General features: G+C 55.3%; 21 protein-coding genes and 2 tRNA genes. 12 read left to right on the top strand and 11 right to left on the bottom strand.

Annotated elements, in window-relative coordinates:
- Positions 1-333: 333 nt before the first annotated feature.
- The 3 genes from MMW58_RS22155 to MMW58_RS22150 all read left to right on the top strand — a co-directional run bounded on the left by MMW58_RS22155 (position 334) and on the right by MMW58_RS22150 (position 3203).
- Positions 334-410 (top strand) — tRNA-Arg (locus MMW58_RS22155).
- Between the two features lie 571 nt (positions 411-981).
- Positions 982-1191 (top strand): hypothetical protein, encoded by a 210-nt coding sequence (locus MMW58_RS30360; protein ID WP_371823017.1) that lies wholly within the window; start codon positions 982-984, stop codon positions 1189-1191.
- A 146-nt stretch (positions 1192-1337) separates the two neighbouring features.
- On the top strand, positions 1338-3203 hold the full coding sequence (locus tag MMW58_RS22150; protein ID WP_241722120.1) for a YaaW family protein: 1866 nt from the start codon (positions 1338-1340) through the stop codon (positions 3201-3203).
- A 501-nt stretch (positions 3204-3704) separates the two neighbouring features.
- Here the strand turns inward: MMW58_RS22150 and MMW58_RS22145 are convergent.
- A protein-coding gene (locus tag MMW58_RS22145; RefSeq protein WP_241722119.1) for an IS3 family transposase occupies positions 3705-4825 on the bottom strand; the annotation gives its coding sequence in 2 pieces (ribosomal slippage) (positions 3705-4567 and positions 4567-4825; 1122 coding nt in all).
- Positions 4826-5578: 753 nt separating this feature from the next.
- Between MMW58_RS22145 and MMW58_RS22140 the strand changes: the two genes are divergently transcribed.
- Positions 5579-5794, top strand: coding sequence for a hypothetical protein (locus MMW58_RS22140; RefSeq protein ID WP_241722118.1), 216 nt, complete (start codon positions 5579-5581; stop codon positions 5792-5794).
- A gap of 14 nt (positions 5795-5808) precedes the next feature.
- Positions 5809-5902, top strand: a tRNA-OTHER gene (locus tag MMW58_RS22135).
- Positions 5903-6055: 153 nt separating this feature from the next.
- Here MMW58_RS22135 and MMW58_RS22130 read toward each other — a convergent pair.
- On the bottom strand, positions 6056-6976 hold the full coding sequence (locus MMW58_RS22130; RefSeq protein ID WP_159236093.1) for a LysR family transcriptional regulator: 921 nt from the start codon (positions 6974-6976) through the stop codon (positions 6056-6058).
- A 116-nt stretch (positions 6977-7092) separates the two neighbouring features.
- Here MMW58_RS22130 and MMW58_RS22125 point away from each other — a divergent pair, with 116 nt between their 5' ends.
- Positions 7093-8286 (top strand): serine hydrolase domain-containing protein, encoded by a 1194-nt coding sequence (locus MMW58_RS22125; protein WP_241722117.1) that lies wholly within the window; start codon positions 7093-7095, stop codon positions 8284-8286.
- Positions 8283-9455 carry an MFS transporter gene (locus tag MMW58_RS22120; RefSeq protein WP_241722116.1) on the top strand — a complete coding sequence of 391 codons (1173 nt, stop codon included), beginning with the start codon at positions 8283-8285 and terminating at the stop codon, positions 9453-9455. The genes MMW58_RS22125 and MMW58_RS22120 overlap by 4 nt, the downstream gene beginning before the upstream one ends.
- A 23-nt stretch (positions 9456-9478) precedes the next feature.
- On the opposite strand, the gene MMW58_RS22115 is transcribed toward MMW58_RS22120, so the two are convergent.
- Positions 9479-10087 carry a nucleotidyltransferase domain-containing protein gene (locus MMW58_RS22115; protein WP_241722115.1) on the bottom strand — a complete coding sequence of 203 codons (609 nt, stop codon included), beginning with the start codon at positions 10085-10087 and terminating at the stop codon, positions 9479-9481.
- A gap of 161 nt (positions 10088-10248) precedes the next feature.
- The gene (locus tag MMW58_RS22110; RefSeq protein WP_241722114.1) at positions 10249-10830 is read right to left on the bottom strand and encodes a DUF308 domain-containing protein; all 582 of its coding nucleotides are present in this window, start codon (positions 10828-10830) and stop codon (positions 10249-10251) included.
- 603 nt (positions 10831-11433) lie between these two features.
- On the opposite strand from MMW58_RS22110, the gene MMW58_RS22105 reads away from it, so the two are divergent.
- Genes MMW58_RS22105 through MMW58_RS22090 form a run of 4 tightly spaced genes read left to right on the top strand, consistent with a single transcriptional unit; the run spans position 11434 to position 16019 of the window.
- Complete coding sequence (locus tag MMW58_RS22105) at positions 11434-12786, top strand: NtaA/DmoA family FMN-dependent monooxygenase (protein ID WP_133596527.1); 1353 nt, start codon at positions 11434-11436, stop codon at positions 12784-12786.
- 7 nt (positions 12787-12793) lie between these two features.
- The gene (locus MMW58_RS22100) at positions 12794-13747 is read left to right on the top strand and encodes a glycine betaine ABC transporter substrate-binding protein (RefSeq protein WP_133596529.1); all 954 of its coding nucleotides are present in this window, start codon (positions 12794-12796) and stop codon (positions 13745-13747) included.
- Positions 13744-14556 carry an ATP-binding cassette domain-containing protein gene (locus MMW58_RS22095; RefSeq protein WP_052698700.1) on the top strand — a complete coding sequence of 271 codons (813 nt, stop codon included), beginning with the start codon at positions 13744-13746 and terminating at the stop codon, positions 14554-14556. The genes MMW58_RS22100 and MMW58_RS22095 overlap by 4 nt, the downstream gene beginning before the upstream one ends.
- Positions 14553-16019, top strand: a complete 1467-nt coding sequence (locus MMW58_RS22090) for an ABC transporter permease (protein ID WP_241722113.1) — start codon at positions 14553-14555, stop codon at positions 16017-16019. The genes MMW58_RS22095 and MMW58_RS22090 overlap by 4 nt, the downstream gene beginning before the upstream one ends.
- A 37-nt stretch (positions 16020-16056) precedes the next feature.
- Here MMW58_RS22090 and MMW58_RS22085 read toward each other — a convergent pair whose 3' ends face one another.
- The 7 genes from MMW58_RS22085 to MMW58_RS22055 all read right to left on the bottom strand — a co-directional run bounded on the left by MMW58_RS22085 (position 16057) and on the right by MMW58_RS22055 (position 22017).
- The gene (locus tag MMW58_RS22085) at positions 16057-17115 is read right to left on the bottom strand and encodes a tyrosine-protein phosphatase (protein ID WP_241722112.1); all 1059 of its coding nucleotides are present in this window, start codon (positions 17113-17115) and stop codon (positions 16057-16059) included.
- Between the two features lie 9 nt (positions 17116-17124).
- Entirely contained in the window at positions 17125-17982 is an 858-nt protein-coding gene (locus MMW58_RS22080) for a PTS system mannose/fructose/sorbose family transporter subunit IID (protein WP_133596535.1), read from the bottom strand.
- On the bottom strand, positions 17979-18773 hold the full coding sequence (locus MMW58_RS22075; RefSeq protein WP_133596537.1) for a PTS mannose/fructose/sorbose/N-acetylgalactosamine transporter subunit IIC: 795 nt from the start codon (positions 18771-18773) through the stop codon (positions 17979-17981). The genes MMW58_RS22080 and MMW58_RS22075 overlap by 4 nt, the downstream gene beginning before the upstream one ends.
- A 41-nt stretch (positions 18774-18814) precedes the next feature.
- Positions 18815-19288, bottom strand: a complete 474-nt coding sequence (locus tag MMW58_RS22070; RefSeq protein ID WP_133596539.1) for a PTS sugar transporter subunit IIB — start codon at positions 19286-19288, stop codon at positions 18815-18817.
- Positions 19289-19298: 10 nt separating this feature from the next.
- Entirely contained in the window at positions 19299-19730 is a 432-nt protein-coding gene (locus MMW58_RS22065) for a PTS sugar transporter subunit IIA (protein ID WP_045854309.1), read from the bottom strand.
- Between the two features lie 274 nt (positions 19731-20004).
- The gene (locus MMW58_RS22060; RefSeq protein WP_133596541.1) at positions 20005-20856 is read right to left on the bottom strand and encodes a MurR/RpiR family transcriptional regulator; all 852 of its coding nucleotides are present in this window, start codon (positions 20854-20856) and stop codon (positions 20005-20007) included.
- A gap of 171 nt (positions 20857-21027) precedes the next feature.
- A complete protein-coding gene (locus MMW58_RS22055) occupies positions 21028-22017 on the bottom strand; it encodes a GlxA family transcriptional regulator (RefSeq protein ID WP_123706851.1) in 990 nt (329 codons plus the stop codon).
- Between the two features lie 253 nt (positions 22018-22270).
- On the opposite strand from MMW58_RS22055, the gene MMW58_RS22050 reads away from it, so the two are divergent.
- A complete protein-coding gene (locus tag MMW58_RS22050; RefSeq protein ID WP_241723770.1) occupies positions 22271-23107 on the top strand; it encodes an alpha/beta fold hydrolase in 837 nt (278 codons plus the stop codon).
- The last annotated feature ends 193 nt before the right edge of the window (positions 23108-23300 follow it).

Here is a 23300-nt window from a genome sequence, read left to right as displayed (position 1 = left end):
TATCTTAACGAAAGGGGGTTGCGGATATTTTGTCAGAAGCCAGCCTCTCTGTCAGTCCTCGTTTGATTTTTTATCGCTTTTCGGCGCGCGGAGGGGCGATAAGCCCTGCCGTTGCGACGCGATGAAGATCCATACACGACGAACCGGCGGACATTTAAGCCGATGTTATACGGGGAAATGACGAAGCGGATTGGATAATCCTTATGCGTCGCCTGGTGCATAAGTAGACAAGTCGGCCGCAGAAAACAGTTTGATGGCAAAATGCATTGACTCATCAGGCATGCACCGTATAATTCCCGGCGATTGCACATCATGAAGCTCCCGCTTCTCAGTGCGCCCTTAGCTCAGTTGGATAGAGCAACGGCCTTCTAAGCCGTAGGTCACAGGTTCGAGCCCTGTAGGGCGTACCATTTCAGTACGATTTAAAAATCAGTAACGGTTAATTGTGAAGTATTTTTCAATATATCTCTTGCCAGAGCACGCTTACGGTTGAGAAACTCATCTCGCGTCTCTTCAAAAGTCATAGCTCACTATCATGGCCCATAGGGTAACCAGTAACAAAATAATAATGTTCTTATAATCGAATATATAGAACGTTATACACATCGAAAAAGTATTGATCCTGCGCATATCTAATAAATTGAAATATCTTGATATGAGTCATTCATAAAACTTATGATTAAAGCCCATCGTTTTACGTAATTTTATTTTTATTCGGAATCTTAGTGCAGCCCACTTACCATAATATCGTCATGTTTACAGCGGGTTCACATAGCAGCCGTATCCAGCACAGTGAGTACGGGCAAGCCTGGATGATATCGATTTTGAAATGCCACTGCGCCACTGCGATGAAATTAACGTTGGCTACCTTTTGATACTGTTGGCGGGTATTCAGGTAACGCTGCCTAATGAGCCGCAGGAGTAGAAGAAAAAGGTCATGGATATCATCGACAGCAATATCGCGATGCGCAGAAAAGTGAGCTGATTGAAAACCTTATTGAAGAAAATCTGCTATACGTCACCCATGATGAAGATGTCACTCAGACATTTGAAATCTATGTTAAGCACGAAAAAAGTAGAGCCATTTCAGCTAGTTGTGAAGAAGAACGACTGGATGCCATTAAGCTCACAGGACTACTGGAACATTACATTTTTACCGATGTATTCCCGCGAGAAGATCGGATAGCCTAAATCCTCACCTGGCAACCTAAAATTCTGGAACGTAAAACGGTCCGCACACGTGTCTATGAGTGAGTACGTAGCGTGATTGATACGTTTATTGATGGAATACGTGGGTTTTAAGAGTTTCAGACAATGAATACTGCAGAGGAATTTTCATGAACGAGATAGATATCCAGGGGGATGAGACTCTGGTTACGCTGCTGCTGAACGCGGATAAAGGTGATATTGATCTGCTGATCGATTACATCACCAACACTGGCAAGTTTGGTTTTTCAATGTCAGACAGCGTGAAAACTGTATTGCAGGACGCCAAGCGCCACGATGTTCCCGATGAAGAAACTCTGCGCCTGCTGGTGCGGGAGTTGCAGCATTTTGGTGGCAATACGTTCGTGAATCTGTTTCGTCGCAATGGTGTCGGCTATAACGAAATTGTGGATGACGTTGCCAGCCATCTGAAGATTAAAGCCCCAACCTCTACCACTGTTGAAGAAAAAGAAGCGCTGATCATTGATGATGTCTTTACCTCATCATGGAAAAAAATGTCGGATGATGAACGCAGCCAGATTCTGCATGATATGGGCATAAGCCCATCTGCCAGCATGGATAAATTATCCAGAATGGATATGCCCGTCTGGCAGAAAGCAGCATTAGTTGCCAATGGCCTTGCCCAAACTACGGCAGGCAAAGCCCTGCCATTAATTGCAGGGCTCGGGATCGGGCGTGTTTTGGGAGTTCTGACGGGGCCGGTTGGTCTGGCTATTACCGGTCTGTATACAGCCTATGACATCTCGAACCCGGCATTTCGAGTAACCCTGCCCTGCGTGGTGCAGATTGCCTGGATTCGTTTAAAAAATTCCCGCCAGTTCCAACTTGCCGCTCAATCAACACCAGCCACGATGCCTGCTCTCGCATACGATGAACGCTGGGGTTTTGGGCAGGATATTAACCAACCTGCGCTTACGGTTTCGACAATTCCATCTTCGGAACTTATCAGCACGGAAGCGATGCAGGAACAGGATATTACAGGTATTTCACGCCTGAGCCCGCTGTTGCAAACGTTGCCCTCACTGGCTACCTCTGCACGCATTGCCAGGCATCAATATATGGAGGTCGTTATTAATGGCCCTCTGGCGAGTGTAAAAGGTGGTCCAGGTTTTCGTGGATTCAGTCTGGGAGAAAAAGGTATTAAGGAACATGCCGTTCTGCTTAATCCTGACAAACTCAATCAACTTGTTAATGCCGGTATGTTGTTGAATGTTGCTTCTGCAGTGTTGGCGCAAAAACATCTGGCAGATATCAGCAAGAAATTAACGGAAATTGTTGAAGCGGTGCGTGAGATTTCTGAGTTCCAGAACAGTGCACGTAAGTCAGAGATCATTGGAGCCATACACTATCTGCAGCAAATCACACCCACGGTGCTGGAGGGGCAATGCTCACCTGCGATACGCCAAAAACTGGAGGATATTGAAGTCCAGTTTTCCGCCCTGCAGGAGCACTTACTGAGTGATATTACTGCTGCTGGCGACAAAGTGTCAGTGCTTAAAGACCACGGACTCTTTGGCAGTACAGAAATTACGAACAAGATCCAAACCCAACAAAAGATCCTTGATGAGCGAATCCATGAATGGGGATTGGCAATGAAGGTTCGTGCGCAAGCATTGCATCTTCTGACTCATGCCGAAGGTGACATAACACTCGTCAGGCACCGCCAACAAACTATTGTTCATAATTATCAGCAGTTCGCAAGCGTTATTGACAAAGTTGAGAGTCAGCTTCACCAGCGGATACAAGGTATCAGCGCATTGACGGAACAGAGCAATACGACCAATGCCAATAAAGTATTACTGCGGAAATGGGTGACAACGACGTTAATGCAGCAAAAGATGGCTATTAATGAAGCCCATTTGTCGTTCGGGCAATTCCAACAAGGATTGTTGACTGAGCAACCGCAATCTGCACGGTTACTGGTAGAAATGCAGGATGGAAAACCGGTGAAGTGTTTTGAATTGCCCCCGGTTTAAAATGCTTTTATAACAGGCCTGGGAAAACTAATGAAACATATAAACTATTGCTTGAACGTATCATTCTACTTAGGTTTCCGATGTTACTGAACGATGCGTTATAAATAATCCTCTTTACTACCGTGGGTTATTGCTTAACATCACTGATATTCTAATGGAGCACCCAACTAATGGGTGTTCCTGACGAAATTTGATGAAATTCGCCATCAATATCGCTTAATATAGAAAGGAACAAGGCGCCCTCAGCGATCAATGAATCGTTCTGTGAAAGCACCGGTCCGTTCTTTAGCGTTTTTCCAGTACCAATCTTCCGATTCGTTTGGTCATAATCCACAGTCATATTCGAGCATCCTGAGAGCCCTGTACTACCCGTACATATATATCACGTCTTCGCACCAAACCCGGTTTAGCTCCGTCAACGCGAATTGCCGCGCAAGGTGATTTGGGATAGCGATACGCTCATGACCACCGTTGACCTGCCCCCAGTATTAAACACAATCGTCAGTTAGTAATGTCGGTTTGTTTACCTTCAATTTTTCCATTTCGCCAGCCCGCTGCAAATTCCGCTGGCGTCCGATAATTCAGTGAGGAATGAGGCCGGCACTCGTTATAGTCCTGCCGCCAGTCGTTAATGATTTTCCTGGCGTGAACGATATCGCTGAACCAGTGCTCGTTCAGACACTCATCCCGAAATCGACCATTAAAGCTTTCGATAAACCCGTTCTGTGTCGGCTTACCCGGCTGAATAAGCCGAAGCTCAACGCCATGCTCAAAAGCCCACTGGTCCAGTGCCCGGCAGGTAAATTCTGGTCCCTGATCTGTTCTGATCGTTGCCGGATAGCCACGAAATAACGCAATACTGTCCAGAATGCGTGTGACCTGAGCTCCTGATATACCGAAGGCGGCAGTGACTGTCAGGCATTCCTTCGTGAAATCATCGATGCAGGTCAGGCACTTTATTCTGCGTCCGGTAGCCAGTGCGTCCATGACGAAATCCATCGACCACGTCAGGTTAGGAGCAGCCGGACGGAGCAGTGGCAGACGTTCTGTTGCCAGTCCTTTACGACGTCGTCTGCGCTTAACACCCAGGCCACTGAGGTGATAAAGGCGGTACACGCGCTTGTGATTAACATGCAGGCCTTCCCGACGCAGTAGTTGCCATATACGGCGGTAACCGAAACGCCTGCGCTCAAGCGCCAGCTCAGTGATGCGTCCGGATAAATGCACATCAGCCGCCGGACGCTGCGCCTCATAGCGGCAGGTCGACAGGGACAAACCAACCAGCCTGCAGGCTCGGCGTTGCGACAGACCCGTCGCTTCACACATCACTACAGCAGCTTCCCGCTTGTGGTCTGTCGTCAGTACTTTCGGCTCAACGCCACCTGTAACGCCTCCTTATCCAGCATGGCTTCTGCAAGCAACTTCTTGAGACGGGCGTTCTCTTCTTCAAGCGACTTAAGGCGTTTTACTTCCGGTACTTCCATGCCACCAAACTTCTTACGCCAGGTGTAAAAGGTCGCGTCAGAAATAGCATGCTTACGGCAAAGCTCACGGGCGGGAATGCCAGCCTCGGCCTCGCGGAGAATACTGATGATCTGTTCGTCGGAAAAACGCTTCTTCATGGGGATGTCCTCATGTGGCTTATGAAGACATTACTAGCATCGCAGTGTGTTAATCAACAGGGAGCAGGTCACCGTATTTATATCAATGAGTAGGTTGCTGACAGCTGACCAGGTCTGGCTTTTTCATCAATCTGCCAGCAAGTTATCGTTCTATCCGAAAGACTCTCGAAGTTGGCATGGTTGCAATGCTTTTGCGTCAGTGGAGCCATGGTTGATGTTATGCAGCCCCAGAACCTGGCTTCGTAATACAGTCCGCCTGCCGTCTGGTTTTACGGTACGTTTTTCAGTATTTTAGATTTTATTTCAATGTGTTGAGGTTTGTTTCTTAGCTCACGTACTTCATTTTTTTCGAGGTAATTGGCGGGGGTAGATGTATTTCCCTTACACTCAGTACACAGCTTTTTTACCTATCATGCTATTGTAGAAAGTCTAACATTCATAACACTTTCCGCTTCAGCAAAGGTGTCATTTTGAGCGACAACAAGCTGAGCGGATTCGCGTTTGAGCTCCGTGTGAATTTTTTTCATCATGGCAGCTATAATGTTCTGAGGTGAGCGTATCACCTATGTTCAGGTGGCCAAACTCAGCGTGGCATTGCAATAAGCAAGGGTACTATTGGTGATAGGTATTTCGTAGAAGGTTTCCGAACACCTCTTAATATTTATGTATTTTTTATCCGTTATTACGAAATGGATGTGTCGCTACTACCCTTTTGGCTCTATACACAAGCAAAACCAATAAGGAATTACACAGATGGCTAATTTCAAAGCTGGTGATAAAGTGGTCCACGCCTCGGGGGCTGGGCCCGAAATGATAGTTCTAAGGGCTTTCGATGGATTTGAAAGCTCAGAGATTAAAACACCTATGTGTGAGTGCGAATACTGGAGTGAGGGGGAGGGAAAGTTTATTCGCGAACGTTTTCCTCAAACTTCCTTAAAACTTGTGCCAGTGCCTGACGGCACTTGTTAATAGTTTGAATCAAAGCGCCCTTACAGGCGCTTTTTGTCACGAAAGAAATCAAGGATTTTCGGCCTTCTAAGCCGTAGGTCACAGGTTCGAGCCCTGTAGGGCGTACCATTTAAATCAGTAAGTTACACTAACTTTAATCCCGCTTAATTTTCCCCTTGCGTCGTATTTGCGTCCCTCTGCCCAATATCCAGCCAATTCGCGCGATGAAATGATTTGCTACCTGTAGCTATTCATCCCGTAGCCCCGGATCAGCACTTAGCCTCAGCCTCTGCTGCTGATTGATCTCCCGGCGCTGGCGGGCGGAAACACCCTGGCGCAGAGGAAATCGACCAGCGCCCGAACCTTCGGCGAGGGGTGCCTGCTGGCGGGCCAGAGCACGTGGAAAACGCCGGTGCGTTCCACCCGATCGGCCAGAACGGCGAGCAGTCGGCCATCCGCCAGCGGTTCCGCAATTGCGAACTCCGGCAGATAGGCGATCCCCAGACCTTGCAGAGCAAAGCACACTCGCGTCTCAATGTTGTTACAGATCATTGAGGTGGGAAGCTGCAGCTCAGGGTCTCCGGGCGTCAGCCGTAGCGCCCACGGCTCCAGCTTGCCGCTGTTGGGAAAGCGGTAGTGCAGGCAGGTATGCTCCAGCAGATCGGCAGGCGCGGTGGGGAGACCCCGTCGTGCCAGGTAATCGGGCGAGGCGACCAGCATCGAGCGGAAGGTGCCCAGCCTGCGCGCCGACAGGCGCGAGTCCGTCGGGTGTCCCGTTCTGACCACCACGTCGAAGCCTTCTTCAATCACATCGACCAGCCGGTCCGTGAAGTCCAGATCCAGCTCGATGGCCGGATATTCGCGCATGAACTCGCCGAGCACCGGCAGCACCAGCGAGCTGACCAGGGGCAGGCTGACCCGCAGCCGACCGCGCGGCGCGGCCGTTGCCTGCGACAGCTCCAGCTCAGCCGCCTCGATTTCGGCAAGAATGCGCCGGCTGCGCTCCAGAAACAGCGTGCCCTCGGCCGTCAGCGTCACGCTGCGGGTGCTGCGGTGAAACAGACGCACGCCGAGCTTCTCTTCCAGCCTCGCCACGCTTTTGCCGATGGCCGATGCCGAAACGCCCAGCAGCCGGCTGGCCGCGACGAAGCTGCGCGTTTCGGCGACCCGTACGAACACCACGAAGCCGTTAAGGTTGTCCACTTCACTCCTCCATTGCGGACATAGAGTTCCGCTAAGACAGGAACTGTACCCTACTTTTTCTTTAATAGCCGCGTTTCTATCATGGCGGGAACGTTCACTGATGAAAGGAATTTCCCATGTCGGTTCCCGCATTTTCGCTGCACGCAGGCGTTGCGCCTGCGCATCTCTCCACCCGCATTCAGGCCGCCGTTCAACGGGCGCTGGACGAACGGCGTCTGGTCGGCGCCGTGGTCCTGGTGGCCCGCGACGGCGCGCTTATTTACCGCCAGGCCGCCGGCTGGGCCGATCGTGAAAGCGGTCGGACGATGGCCGCGGATGCGGTCTTCCGTCTGGCATCGGTAAGCAAGCCTATCGTCTCAACGGCGGCGCTGGTGCTGGTGGCGCAGGGAAGGCTCGGCCTGGACGACAGCCTCGAGCGCTGGCTGCCTGAGTTCAGGCCGCTGCTGCCCGACGGCCAGCCCGCGCGGATCGCCGTACGGCAGCTGCTCAGCCATACGGCCGGGCTGGGCTATCGATTCTTCGAGGCCGATGCCAACGGCCCCTATGCGCGGGCCGGCGTATCGGACGGCATGGATGCGTCCGGTATCAGCCTGGCGGAGAACCTGCGCCGCATCGCCAGCGTGCCGCTGCTGTACGAGCCCGGTACGGGCTGGGGCTACTCGCTGGCGACCGACGTGCTGGGCGCGTTGATCGAGCGAGTGCAGGGCGAACCGCTTGACGCAGCCGTGCGCCAGCTGGTGACCGGCCCGCTGGGCATGGCCGATACCGGCTTTATCGCGCGGGATGCGCAGCGCGTGGCGACCGCCTACGTGAACGATGTGCCTCAGCCGCATCCGCTGGCGGAAGGTGAAATCGTTTCGCCCTTCGAGGGGGCGGTTGGTATTCCCTACAGCCCTGCGCGCATCTTCGACCCGCAGGCATTTCCCTCGGGTGGCGCGGGCATGGCGGGAACCGCCGAAGACTTCCTGCGCCTGCTGGAGGCTCTGCGTCAGGGGGGCGGCGCGATCCTGCCGGATGAGTTGATTGCGGAAATGGCGCGGGATCGGACGGAGAATCTGGAGCTGCCCAACGCGCCGGGCTGCGGCTTTGGGCTCGGTTTTTCGGTCCTGCGCGATCGGACGCTGGCCGCTTCGCCTGAATCAGAAGGCACCTGGCGCTGGGGAGGCGCCTACGGCCACTCGTGGTTCGTGGATCGGACGCGGGGGCTGAGCGTCGTCGCCTTCACTAACACCCTATACGAAGGGATGTCGGGCCGTTTCGTCGGCGATCTGCGCGATGCGGTCTACGGCGCCCTGGAGGCTGAGCGATGAATTCGACGACCGGGCATCGCATGCCCGTCGCGTCGCTGCTGGCGCTCGCGATGGCGGCTTTCATCACCATCCTGACCGAAGCGCTGCCGGCCGGCCTGCTGCCCCAGATGGCGCAAGGCCTGGCCGTCTCCGAGGCGTGGGTCGGCCAGACGGTGACTGTCTATGCCATCGGTTCTCTGGTGGCCGCCATTCCGCTGACCGCCGCCACTCAAGGCGTTCGTCGCCGGCCGCTGCTGCTGGCCGCCATTGGCGGATTCGCCATCGCCAACTCGGTCACGACGCTCTCCGCCAGCTATGCGCTGACGCTAGCGGCACGCTTCGTGGCGGGCGTCTCGGCGGGCCTGCTGTGGGCTCTGCTGGCCGGCTACGCGGCGCGGATGGTGCCGGAGCAGCAGAAGGGCCGCGCCATCGCTATCGCCATGGTGGGTACGCCGCTGGCGCTTTCTCTGGGCGTGCCTGCCGGTACGCTGCTTGGCAATCTGCTGGGATGGCGGATGTGTTTTGGCATCATCAGCCTGCTGGCGCTACTGCTGATGGGCTGGGTGAGGCTGAAAGTGCCGGACTTCGCCGGGCAGGCGGCGGGCAAGCGCCTGTCGCTGCGCCAGGTGTTCACCCTGCCGGGGATCCGTCCGGTGCTGTTCGTGGTGCTGGCCTTCGTTCTGGCGCATAACATCCTCTACACCTATATCGCTCCGTTTCTGGTGAAGGCGGGAATGGTGGAGCGCACGGATGTGGTGCTGCTGGTTTTTGGCGGGACGTCGGTAGCGGGTATCTGGATCGTCGGTGTGCTGATCGATCGCTACCTGCGCCGGCTAACCCTGGCGAGCACGCTCCTGTTCGGCGCGGCGGCGTTGACGCTGGGTATGGCCGGTGGCGATCCTGTTGCGGTCTACGCGGCGGTAGGGGCGTGGGGGCTGGCTTTCGGCGGGGCGGCGACCCTGTTTCAGACCGCGCTGGCGAGGATCGCCGGCGATGCGGCCGATATCGCGCAGTCGATGCTGGTGACCGCCTGGAATGCGGCTATTGCCAGCGGAGGTATCGTTGGCGGCGTGCTGCTGGACCGTTTTGGCGTCGGGGCATTCTCTCCTGCGCTGCTGGTGCTGCTGCTGGCCACGCTGCTGGTGGCGTGGTCGGCCAGAGATCGCGGCTTTCCCGCGTCGGTGGGATGATAGGCCGGGCGCTATCCTGGCCGTTACAGCATGTCTGCCCACGGATGGTTAGGGTGCAGGCGCTCGAGACACTCCCGCAGCCATAAGCGCTCGGACGGGAGTAACCCCGGTATGGTCCGGGCGAAATCCTCCTCGTCCTTCGGCCGGCGGTGCTTTGCCTTGAACAGCAGCACGGCTGAGGGGCTGAGGTAAGGAATGCCGCCCGCGGTCAGCGCGACCATTTCGCTGCGTGGTCGCGTGAGCTGTGGATCCCGCTTATAGGCCCAGCGCTCATCCGTTCCCGGCTCAATCATCATATCCGCCCGCCAGCGGTCAGCGGGGCGGTCGAAGCACCAGATCTGGGAAATCTCGGCCTCCGGCTGCCGGTCGGCCGCCAGCCGCTCGAGCACGCCGTCGCTGACGGTGTAAAACTCCATATCGCGCAGCTCGCGGCGAAAAAGGGGCAGATCCTCGAGCAGGATCGTGAACTCGATATCCTCATGCTCGCGCGTCTTCTTCCCGTGCCACAGATCGAGTGCCCAGCCGCCCACGACGCACCACGGCCTCGATATGCGGCTCAGCCGACGGGAGAGCTCGGCAGGGCTCCAGGAGTCCCAGCTATTCTCGTCTGGCACAATCTGTCGATCGTTCATGCTATCGCTTCCCATTTATGCGCTTGTTATCGGTCGGCTTTGGCGCTGCTAACGCCTCAGCAACACTACCGCAGCGGTGAAGATAAGCACAGGAAAAGTCGTCCTCGTGCTTATCGTTCCACTTTGTCTCCGGCGAGCCGCCGTCCAGCGGGGAGGATCGTTCAGTCGGCGAGCGCGGCGCGCTGGCGAACGTTCTTGACGGTCAGCCAGATGGCGGATACGAGGAAGTAGAACGCGCCGAAGGCCGCATAGGGTGCGACCGTGGTCACGTCCAGCGCCATGCCGCTATGCGCCTGCTGAAACATGAAGACGCCGGCGAGCGCGGACTGGGCACCGCTGAGGATCATCGGCCATTGGCCGCTCGTCGTTTTCCAGCGCCGCACGGCCGTCGCCAGCTGCAGCAGGCCGGAGAAGATAGCCCAGGCGGCGAACACCGCGATCGTCGTAGGCATACCGACGGTAAGCGCTCCGCAAACGGCGAGGGCGATAATGATGCTGACCACAAAGTTAAACTTTTGCGATGGATTCGCGCCAAGGCCACCGCTTCTGCGGGCGTCCAGATAGTTCGCGAACGCGTCCCAGGCCGGATACAGAATCAGCAGGGCCGCGCCCACGGCGGGATTGTGCTTGCCCACGAAAACGGCAAGGGCGATCCAGGCAATCGAGACCCCGGTTCGCAGAAAGTAGTAGGTCTGGAGCCATTGGTTCAGAGATCGATTCGGGGTTGCAGGGGCGTTTTGCATGTCAGCTCTCCAGGCCGTCAGGTAATAAAAATCACTAACGACCTATTAGTAGGTAGAATGTCGGGTGGTACCGCCGCCGCTTACGCGCGGGGACTAACCTGAGTGCAAAGCAGCCCGGGGCGAGCTGCATGAGCGGTTCGTCGCGTGATGTTCCTGCTCAATGAATAAACATTAACCTACTAGTAGGTAGGTAGTCAACGTAAGAGTTTTTCCAGCGCCGCCGTCAGCAGCCACCTGACGGTAAACAGCGCCGGGCCTATATTGCGGCCTGCGCATCTGGCATGGGTATGATTCAGATCCCTGAATATGATGTGCGAATGGCTGGCCGCAGGAGTTTTATGCGAAGTGATGCCGACCTGCCTGTAAGCATTGTATATCCCAGCCGACGGTATCTGTCGCGGCCGCTGCAGCTATTTATTGCCGCTGTTAAGGGAAAAAATGCGGCTCACCGCCGGAGCGCAATCGAGGCGCCTGCTGCCTGTCGATGGCGTATAAAATATATCAAAATGGTATTTGAGCGGCGTTTCTTATTCCAATAAGTTTAGCTGATTGTTTATCCCAGGCCGCCGCGTCTACGGTCGCCAACAATCGGAACCCGCTTCTATGAATCGCGTGAAAAAGCCGCTGGTGCTTTCGCTGCTGCAGTACCCGAGCGGCCATCATGTCGCCGCGTGGCGCCATCCGGATACGGATCCAAAGGCCAATATCTCCGTCGATAGCTATATTGCCAGCGCGCGCGCCGCCGAGGCCGCGGGGTTTGATATCACCTTTATTGCGGACCGCCTCGGCATTCCCGCCGGACCCCTCGAGGCGACGCGGCGGGTGGATGAGTGGTCGCACGGCTTCGAGGCGCTGACGCTGGCCGCGGCGGTTGCGGCCACCACGCAGCGCATCGGCATCGTCGTCACCGCCAGCACCACCTTCAATGAACCCTACAACCTGGCGCGCCAGCTGGCTTCGCTCGATCTTATCAGCGGCGGACGCCTGGGCTGGAATATCGTGACGTCGGGCCTGTCGAGTGAGGCCACGAATTTTAACCCGACGGAGTTTCGCCACGATAAACGCTACGCGCGCGCAGAGGAGTTTATTGCGGCGGTGCGGGCGCTGTGGGGTTCCTGGAACGTCACGAACTTTCCGCGCGATAAGCAAAGCGGCGTTTTTTTTGAAGCCGATGCGCTGCGTGAGCCCGGCTTTCAGGGGCGCTGGTTCCGCGCGCTGGGCGGGCTGAACGTCTTGCCCTCGGCGCAGGGACAGCCGGTGCTGGTGCAGGCCGGGGCGTCGCCCGCGGGACGGGATCTTGCGGCCCGCCATGCGGAAGTGATTTTCGTTGCGGCGCCCACCCTGGAAGAGGCGGTTGCCTATCGCCAGGATCTGCACGCCCGCCGTAAAGCGGCCGGCCGCAGCAGCGACGACCTGTATATTCTGCCCGGCATTTTTCCGGTGATTGGCAAAACCGAGGCTGAGGCCCAGGCGAAGTTTGACCAGCTGCAGGGGCTGATCGCCGAAGAGGTCGCCCTGGCGCTGCTGGGGAGCTATCTCGGCGATATTGATTTAACGGATGTCGATCCCAACGGCCCTTTGCCACCGCTGCCCGCGTCCAATTCCATTGCCAGCCGCCAGCAGCTGCTGCGGGAGCTGGCGGAGCGCGAAAACCTCAGCGTGCTGCAGCTGGCGCGGCGCATTGCCGGCGCGCGCGGCCACCTGCAGATCGTCGGCACCCCGCAGCAGGTGGCGGCGGAGATGATCCGCTGGCACGAAGCGGGTGGGGCGGACGGCTTTATGCTGCTGCCTCCCACCTTCCCGGAAGGGCTGGACCTCTTTATTTCCGATGTGGTTCCCCTGCTTCGCGAGCGCGGTCTGCTGACGCCGCTGGAATTTAGCGGCACGCTGCGCGAGAGGCTCCGTCTGCCCGTCCCGCAACCTCATCTCACACACAATATTGACCCGGAAGGATGATAACCAGATGAAATTTTTAGCGAAGAAAATGATTGTCGCCCTTCTGCTGGCGACACCCGCAGCCCACGCCGTCAGCATTGTGGATGCCGGCTATGCTACCGCTCAGGGCACGGCGTATGTCGTCAAGCTGCTGCTCGAAGATCAGACGGGGGCGGAGACCAAAATTGTGCCCGTCTCTTCCGTGCCGGTTATCTGGGAAGGGCTGAACCGCAACAACGGCGAGATCGATATCTGGACAGACGTCTGGCTACCGAACCAGGACGCGCTGGTGGCGAAATACGCCGGGGCCGGCAAGAACGTCACTCTGGCGAAAAACGCCTATGCCGGAACCCAGGGTTACTGCACCCTGACGGCGACCGCCGAGGCGCACAACATTCATTCCGTCTACGATCTGACCGACCCTGACAAAGCAAAAGTTTTTGCACCGAAGGGGTCGGATCGCGGGCAGATCTGGCTGGGCGCGGCGGGCTGGCTGTCCACCAATTATGAAGAGATCCGCGCCCGAACCTACGGCTTCGCGCCGTTCTTCGACCTGACCCGTTCCGATGAGGCGGTGGCGACGGCGGCGCTGGATAACGCCGCGAAAACGGGCGGCGCCTGGATCGGCTACTGCTATGCGCCGCATCAGAACTACGTCCGCTACAAGCTCACCAATCTGCAGGAGCCTAAGCATACGCCGACGACCTGGCAGGTTGCGGATCAGTCGGACCCGGACTGGTTAACGAAATCACGCATCAGCACCGGCTATGGCGATGCGGCGATCCACATCGCCTACAGCAATCACTTTGCCCAAACGAACCCTGATGGGGTAAAAATCGTTGAAGCGGTCCATTTCGACACCCAGGACGTCAGCGCCCTGGCCTATGCGATCGCCGTCGAAGGGAAGACGCCGGAGCAGGCGGCGCGCGGCTGGCTGGATGCGAATAAGGCGCGCGTGGCTGACTGGCTGAGCGCGAAATGATTCAGCTGGAAAATGTCTGGAAGGTATTCGGTTGCGATCCGCAGCATGCCGTCACGGCGTTGCGGCGCGACCCCGACGCCCGCCTGCCCGCAGGCGGCCTGGCGGCGGTGCGCGGTATCGATATGCACGTCGAGCGCGGCGAATTGCTATGCATTTTAGGCCTCTCCGGGTGCGGCAAGTCCACGCTTCTGCGCATGGTGAACCACCTGATCGCGCCCAGCATCGGCCGCGTGCGCATCGCCGGGGAGGCGATTGCCGAGCTGTCGCCCGCCAGGCTGCGCGAGCTGCGCGCCCGCCGTATCGGGATGGTGTTCCAGAGCCACGCTCTCATCGAACATATGAGCATTCAGGAAAACGTGGCATTGCCGCTGGAAATCCTCGGGGTTGCCCGCGCCCGGCGCGAAGCGCGCGCCGAAGCGCTTCTGGAACGACTGGGGCTTGCCGGGATGGGGCAGCGCGGGATCGACACGCTCTCCGGCGGGATGAAGCAGCGGGTTGGGCTGGCGCGCGCGCTGGCCTCCGATCCGGACGTGTTGCTGATGGATGAGCCCTTCAGCGCCCTGGACCCGCTGATCCGCGACGACCTGCAGACCGAGTTTCGCAGCCTGTCGCGCGATCTCAATAAAACCACGCTGTTTATTACCCATGATGTCGCCGAAGCGTTGCGCATCGCGGATCGTATCGCCGTTATGCGGCAGGGCCGCTTCGAGCAGCTGGCCACGCCGGCGGAGCTTCTGGCCCGTCCGGCTAATGAATATGTCGCCCGCTTTATCCGCATTGGCATGGCGAGAGCAGAGGAGACCACATGATGCACCAGACGGATGTCGTGACGCCGTTTTACCAGCGCGCGTTTAGCCAACTGCAGGATGAATCGCGCAGGCTGCCGCCTTTTCATCGCAAAGCGGCGCTGTTCGGCAGCCTCTGGCTTGGCGCGCACCGCTTTCGGGGACTGTTCTGGCTGTTTTTAAGCGCCGAGCTGATCGGGGCGGCGCTGATCGTGCTTGCGCTGAGCCACGGCCTGTCGCGCGACCAGCAGGCGCGCGTGACCACCCTGGTCGAGCTCGCGAGCCAGCGGGCGCAGGAGGCCGCCGCGGCCCACAGGCAGGACCCGCAGAGTGCGATGACCCAATCCCTGGAGCGCTCCGCCGCGTCGCTGAGCAGAGCCGCCAGCGACGCGCGCGCGGCGCTTGAGGCCGAGCGGGGAGGGCGTGGCCTTATCCTCGGTGGGCTGGCCGCGCTGCTGGGCGCGCGCGTTATTTTAGGATTTGCCGCCGTGCCGCTGATGGCGGGGCGGCTGCGCAGAGCGCGCCTGACGGAGGATTTTAGCGGCATGACCTGTTCGACCGGCGCCGCCCTCTTCGCGGCGCTGATTTGGCTGGCGATCGTGCCGATGGCGCTCTTAAACTACGCCGGCGCGATCCCCGCTCAGATTTTCAACCCCGCCGGGTTACCCGAGCTGGCGTCGAACGCATCGCGGTGGATCGACGAGGGGATGGGGTCGCTGGCCGCCGCCCTTGCTCCCGCCGCGCAGCATATATCCGGGGTCATCGATGCGCTGCTGGGTGCCCTGGAATATGCGCTGATCGCCACGCCGTGGCCGGTGGTGTTTATCGTGCTTCTCGCCTTTGCCGCGCAGCGCGGCGGCTGGCGCCTGGCATTTGGCGTCGGGGTGGGGCTGGCCTATATCCTCGCTTTCGGCTACTGGACCAAAGCGATGCAAACCGTTGCGCTGCTGGGGACGGCATCGTTTATCGCCGTCGCCGTCGGCATCCCGCTCGGCATCTGGAGCGGCTATCGCCGGCGCGTGGCGTCCGTTATCCGACCGGTCCTTGATTTTATGCAAACCACGCCCGCTTTCGTCTACCTGATCCCGATCATCGCCCTGTTCGGTATCGGTAAGACCGCCGGGATTATTGCCACTATCATCTTCGGCATCGCCCCGGTGATTCGCCAGACGGCCTTTGGTATTGCCAACGTTCCGCCCGCCGTGCGGGAGGCGGCCCTGGCCTTTGGCGCCGGGCGGGGGTTTATGCTATTTAAAGTTGATTTGCCTATTGCCCGCCCGGCGATCCTCGCAGGCGTCAGCCAGACGGTGCTGATGAGCCTGTCGATGGTGGTCATTGCGGCGCTGATCGGCGCAAAAGGCTTAGGTGAGGATGTCCTTTCCGCGCTGCAGTACGCAGCCCAGGGTAAAGGCATACTCGCGGGGCTGGCGATCCTGATCTGCGCGATCGTGATTGACCGGATGGTGCAGTTCCGGCGGCGATCCTGAGCCAGCGCCGCGGGCGTGCTTACAAATAGCGGGCCCGTTAATCATCGGTTAAATAGTTCTGCCGCATCTGAGCAAAGGCCTGTTGTGAAAAGCCCAGCTCGCTGCAGATATAGTTAGCGACGCTGCCTGAATGGGCTTTGATGGTGTTAAATACTTCAATAATAAAGGATTCACGGGTATCGATTAACGTGTGAAGATAGGCAAGGACGTCCTCATCATTGGTTATTTTTCGGTAGGCGTCCATTTTGATAGCATTACGCTCCATGCGATTAGCCTGCGTGACCATATAATCGGCGATAATATCCTCTTCGGATACGCCGAGCATCGATAGTGCCAGAAGAACGCCATAACCGGTGCGGTCTTTTCCCCCACGACAGTGCTGGATATTGGGCGCGTTATGGGGATCGAGCAGCACATCGATCATGTGCTTAAATGCACGCTTCGATTTTTCGCTGGTCACAAAGTTACGATATTGCTCTAAAACCTGTTCGCCTCGACCATTAATTAATTCTGCGGGAATGTCCCGTATCACGCTTTCGATTAAAGCTCGATCTTCATTACTGGGTTCGGCAGAGAACTGTGCCGCCAGCTCCGCCGTTTGTGCCGTTGCGTTTAAATGGTAGGTTCTCTTTTCACCGACGTGGTCGTTCGGGCTTTTGGCGATTTCATTTTCACTTCGGTAATCGATGATTGACTGAATGTTAAGGCGTCGGATGTAGGCCAATGCCTGTCGATCGAGGTTGTACAAATGGTTGGAGCGAAATAGCATGCCCCATTTTACGGTTTTCCCCTCGGCTGCGGGATAACCACCAAAATCCCGAAAGTTATTTAATCCAGAAACCGGCAGTGTTCGTTCGGCGAAAAGTACTGGCTGGCCGCTGTGCTCCAGAATAAAATAGATCCGCTGCTCGGCTTGTAAAGGGTCCTCCAGTTCATACGGGCTGACGGCATGTTGAGTAATAAGGTAGCGCTCTTTTGTTTTGACATCATTATCTTTGGTCCAGTACAGCGCTACGTTTTCCGCGGGAGCGGTAAAAGAAAGCGTGAGATAATTTTTATTATTTCTGCATACTGACGGGGTCTGACATAAACTCATTTTTTATCCTTAAGCTAAAATACCGAAAGTTGAACATATAACGCCAAGCACCATCATCGAAATAATGAGTGATACGGTATATTTCCCGCGCAGCCTTTTGACGAGGAAGAACACGCCTAAGGAGAAAAGCAGGGTTAATAAATTAGGCGTAACTTTATCAAACATCTCCTGCACTTTGATGGATTGTTCACCTACCGCAATAACCAGCGGTGTCGATATTTTGACCGTCGTGGCGATTAAAGAACCGAGCACCATAACCCCGACAACGTTGGCGATATTAGTAATTCTCTGAATAATATTTGAGTTTTTCGACTGTTCGATTAAGTCGACGCCCTTGTTATAGCCATAGTGGATAAAGAAATATTTGGTGCCAATGTTGACGATATTAAATAAAAGAAACATCAGGATTGGGCCAATGAGATTTCCCTGCAGAGCAAAGGCCGCGCCAATACTTCCGCAGATGGGTAGCCAGGTAAACTTGAGCAGGCTGTCACCTAAACCCGCAAGCGGTCCCATCAATCCGGCCTTAACGGAAACTACAGCATCCTTTTCTTCTTCGGTGGTCTTTTCTTCCAGCGCGGCGGTGACCCCTAAAATAAGAGCCCCGGTATTTATTTGCGAGTTAAAAAACTCGAAATGGCGCTGCATCGCCTTGATTCGCGTTTCTTTATCAGCTTGGGCATAGAGTTTATCAAGAACCGGGATCATGCAGTGTGCAAAGCCGATAGTTTGCAATTTTTCATAGTTATATGAAAATGACATTGTTTGCAGATTCCAAAAAATACGATTCAGATCTTTTTTATTGAGTTTACGTTCGCAGGGAAGGTCTTCTTCACTAACGTCTGGACAGGTATTTTCGGTGTTCATAAATCGTACTCTTCTTCAGATGTCGCGGCGGAGTTTTTTTCGTCCGGCGTCGTATTGTTAGCGTTGTTAATTCCGTTGGTGTAGGCCATGTCATACAAAACGGCAAACGCCAGGGCAATAAAGGTGATAGGAATAATCGGCAGTTTCAAATACGTTGTCAGGATGAAACCGAGCAGGAAGAAAAACCACATTCTGCCTTTTAATAACATCAATAGCAGGATACATACGCCGACGGCCGGGATCATTTTTGATGCCACGCCCATACCGGTCAAAACGTTTTCAGGGATCGCCGCTAAAATTTTGCTCACCAGATCGCCGCCGAAGTAGATCGCCAGAAAACAGGGTACGGCGCGAATTAAAAACCACAGCGGTGTGGAAAAGTAATGAACTTTAACCAGCCCTCGGTAGTCGCCATCATGGATCGATTTTTCTGCCCAGAGGTTAAGAAAGCTGGCGAAAGAGCGCCATACGATAAGCAGCTGCTGGCATAAAATAGAGACCGGGACCGCAAGCGCAATCCCTGCGGCAATCCCCCCTTTGGAGGCAATCCCCAAAGCGACGCCGATAATAGAGCCTGCAATAATATCAGGGGCGGAGTAGGCGCCAACGTTCCCGATACCCATCCACATCAGCTCAAGCGTGGCGCCGATCGCCAGTCCCTGGACCGTATCGCCCATGATAATACCGGCAACGGTGCCGGTTAACAGAGGCCGGCGAAGCATCTGCGGACCCACATCATCCATTGAGCAAATACCTGCCCAGATAGCGACTAAAAGAGCTTCAATTAACATTTGCTATTCCTCATTTATTATAAAATAAATGTTCCGGGTACTTATTTAAGTAACGTGTGAAGCTCAATAACGGGGTCTTTAGGCACCATTTGCACTTCTACGGTAATATCTTTGGCGATAAGGGATTTAAACGCCGCCTCTTCTTCCGGCGTAACGGCAACCGCGCGGGTCAGGCTTTTACGCCCCTCCTGCATCCGCATACCGCCGACGTTCAGGGTGGTAATTTTCAAACCGTTTTCCACCAGAATATTCACGTCAATACTATTGGTGAATAGCAACATAGTGCGTTTCTTTATTTCCGTTTTTTTCAGAACATCAATGAATTTTTGTACTCCAAAAACGAGGACCTTCAGCTCAGGTGGCGCGGACATGGTCAGCACGGACTGCTGAACTTTATCGCCTGCGACCTTATCGTTAATAATCAGCACCTGCTCGATATCATGATTTTTTACCCAGGTTGTAATGACCTGGCCGTGGATAAGGCGGTCATCTATTCTTGCAACATTAACTGGCATGATATTCCCCTTAGAGATCGGCGGCTTGCTGCCGTTCTTCGTTTAAAATATCCCCGACGTTGAAACAGCTTTGCGGAAATACTTCAGCAATAAGTTTGCTAACCGCAGGCAGCGGCTGGTCGCGGTTGTTAAAGACTTCAAGCAGCGTTGGAATGTTAAACCCGCAGAATAAAACAACGTCATCATAGGTTAATACCAGCTCGCTGGCTAAATTACAGGGCGATCCGCCCAGCATATCAACCAGAATGAGAACGCCATTTTCTTTATTTAGCGCACGATAGGCCTCGGCCAGCCGCGCGCGCACGTCGTTGATATTGCTCTCTTCCTCGATGGAAATAACCAAAACATGACTTTGCTTACCAATGAGCATCTCCGCGCAGGTGAGGGCTCCCTGGGCAAAGGGGCCGTGGCTTATCAAGATGACGGGAAGTTCGGCTGACATAGCTTTCCTTTTTTTGTGACATTATTACTACGATTTAATTTAATTATAGTAATACTATTACTTTTGGCTTAAGGAAATACCATGAAACACTATTTTGACCGATATGTGATAACGATCGCTCTTTGGCAATGAGTCAGCTTGAGCTTTCAGAAGCCGTTTTTCGGCCGGGTAGCGAGGAATAAAGGCGAGCTTAAGGCGTGGGGAGCGGCGGAACACCGACGGCGTTGGGGGGGAATCTCAGCCGCGGAAGGCGATCGGCTTCGCGGCGGCCGCTTCAGGGCTTATGATTTTGACGATAAAAACGCTCGGCGCGCATCTGGATTTGTTTGAGCAGGCGCTCGTCATATTGCTGGACGAAAAGATTGGTCACCAGCATGTTAATCACCGCCAGCTGCGACATTTTGGAGCGGATGGGTATCAGGCGTGAAACGCTTTCCGTAGAAACCGTGTGCAGGACGATATCGGCAAGGGTGGAAATACGGCTTTGCCCCATTTTAGTAATGGCAATGGAGGGCACGCCGAGCTGCTGCGCCAGGGTCAGGAGCATGACGCCTTCCTGGTTTTCACCAGAATGCGAGATAATAATCAGCAGATCGTTTTCATCCAGGGTATTAACAATACTAAACTGAATACTGTAGTCCAGATGACAGCTGACATCTTTTTTAATTTTGATTAGCTGGTATTCAAGCTCTTTTCCCACAAGGCCGCTGCTGCCGGCACCATAAATAACAATTTTATGGCTTTTCCTGATCAGCTCATTGGCTTCAAGAAGCGTGCCGGCATTAGCAAGCGCGTGCGTCTCATCGATTGATGATTTCTCTATTTGCAGGATTTTAGCATTGACAGCCTCAACTGAATCATCGAGGCAAATATCTTCCTGGAGGAATTTATTATTGGTTACCGCGCTGGATGAGGTCATCAAATCAATTTTAAGATCGCTGAACCCCTGATAACCTAGCTTGTGGCATAAGCGTAAAATAGTGGTGGTGCTTACGCCATTTACCTTAGCAAGCATCTGAATACTCATACTTTTCAATGACTGTTTGTTTTCAATGATGTAATTGGCGACATTCCGTTCTTTGGCAGATAGTTCGTGACTAACTTCACGGATTTTTACGTCGAACATTTAACAGCCTTCATCATATTAAGAATATTATTACGATAATCATACAATTGAAAAAAGAAAACATCAAGTTATAAACATTGCTGCTTAATTTCTTATCCGGCGGCAATTAAATAATATGCCTGGCGGTTTTGTCAGCTAATTAAAATTAAGCCGGGGCAGCGGCAAGCCGCTTTATTCCAGGCCAAAACGCTGCCGGTACTGGCCCGGCGTTACGCCGGTGATTTTGCGAAAAATTTTGCGGAAGGCTGAGGGATCGGTATATCCCACTTCCCAGGCAATACGGTCGGCCGAACGCCCGGTTAACTCAAGGGCATCCCGCGCCTTCATGATGCGAACCTGCTGCAGGTACTCCGTTGGCCGCACGCCCGTCGCTTTCTGAAAGCGGCGCAGAAATGTCCGCGGGGTCATCCCCGCCAGCGCCGCCATTTCATCGATGCTCTGCTGTTCAGAATATGTCGCATGGAGGTGGTGCTGGACGCGCAGAATGACGAGGTCGCCGTGGTCGAAATGCGGAATAAATGCCGAATAGGTGTTTTGCTTGCGGCGGGGAGGGTCGATAAGTAAAAAACGCGCCGTCGCCAGCATGGTACCGTTTCCCAGCAGCTTCTCTATCAGCGTCAGGCCCAGATCCGTCCAGGCAAAAATACCGCCAGCGGTGATAATATCGCCGTCGTCGATAACCATATTTTCCGCCGCGACGTCAATCTCCGGGAAACGCTCCGACAGGGCCTGAGCAAACGCCCAGTGCGTCGTTGCGCGACGATGATCGATAAGCCCGGTCTCCGCCAGCACGAACGCTCCGGCACAAACCGAACAGAGCGTTACGCCGTCATGATACAGGGCGCTCATCCAGGCGGCAGGGGCCGCCATAGGCTTCATCTGCGCGGGCATGACCAGGCTGGGCGGGGCTATCACATGGCTCAGGCGATGCGGCTCATCCGGATGGCTGTCCCAGACGCACGCCACCGTATCGCCGTCGGGCATGACCTGCCAGTGCGACACCCGAATCGCGCGAACGCGCTCCTCGCCGGAGATACTCACCGCCCAGTCCGCCGCAATCCTGAACATATCCGTCAATCCATACACCGCAGCCAGCTGGCACTCGGGATAAATCAGCAGGCCCACTTCCGCCACGATGCTCTTTTCAACAGAAGGCTTCATTTGTCATTTTTGCCTTTTATAGTGTCATTTTTGACAATTCTATCTCCCGACGTATTGCATAACAATAGCCCCATCGGACAACAACAGCGATGACCTGAACGATAAAGGAGCAGCTATGCCAGACGAACGGTTTGAGATTTCACGACGGCGTCTGCTGATCCTCAGCGGCACGTTGTCTGCCGGTATCGGGCTGTCACTTTCGCCCTTCGCCCGGGGTATGACCTCACTCTCATTACAGACAGGAGATATTTCTATGAGCAACGGCATTATTACCACCAAAGACGGTACCCGAATTTTCTATAAAGACTGGGGCCCTAAAAATGCGCAGCCCGTCGTTTTCCACCACGGTTGGCCGTTAAGCGCCGACGACTGGGATAATCAGATGCTGTTCTTTTTATCGCAGGGGTATCGGGTGATTGCCCACGACCGTCGCGGCCACGGGCGTTCCGACCAGACCGATACCGGCAACGAGATGGATACCTATGCCGCCGACGTCGCTGAACTTGCCGGTGCGCTGGATCTTAAAAATGCCATCCATATCGGCCACTCTACCGGCGGCGGAGAAGTGGCGCGCTATGTCGCCAGGGCCGAAAAAGGCCGCGTGGCGAAGGCGGTGCTGATGGGGGCGGTCCCGCCGATTATGCTAAAAACGGCCGCTAACCCGGAAGGGCTCCCGCTATCCCTGTTTGATAGCTTCCGCTCCGCGCTCGCCGCTAATCGCGCGCAATTCTTCATTGACGTGCCGTCGGGTCCGTTCTACGGCTTTAACCGCCCGGGGGCCAAAATCAGCCAGGGCCTGATCGATAACTGGTGGCGTCAGGGCATGGCAGGCGGCGCCAAAGCGCAATATGACTGTATCAAAGCGTTCTCTGAAACCGACTTTACGCAGGATTTACTGGCGATTGATGTACCGGTACTGGTAATGCACGGCGAAGACGATCAGGTGGTGCCTGTCGATGACGCCGCGCGCAAATCAATCAAGCTGCTGAAGCACGGGACGTTGAAAATCTACCCGGGACTGTCGCACGGGATGTTTGCCACCCACCCTGAGGTCATTAACCCGGACCTGCTGGCGTTCGCTAAATCCTGAGCCTGACGTTATGCGCCGGATCCGCCTACCGCGGCGGGTCCGGTTTTAGGCCGTGAGCGGGCAAGTATAGCCGCCGGGTAGCACATGCGAAAGGGAGATAAAGGCGCCCCGGGAAAAGTAATTAGCGGCAGCCGCGCTGCAGCCTGAAACTAACTGATAGCTAACGCTGTCTTTAATTCATTGGCGCAATGCT

Source organism: Klebsiella sp. HC6 (genome assembly GCF_022605325.1).
Taxonomy (GTDB): Bacteria; Pseudomonadota; Gammaproteobacteria; order Enterobacterales; family Enterobacteriaceae; genus Klebsiella; species Klebsiella terrigena.
Note: the sequence above shows the minus strand (reverse complement) of the source record. Positions and strands in the feature narration are given on the sequence as shown.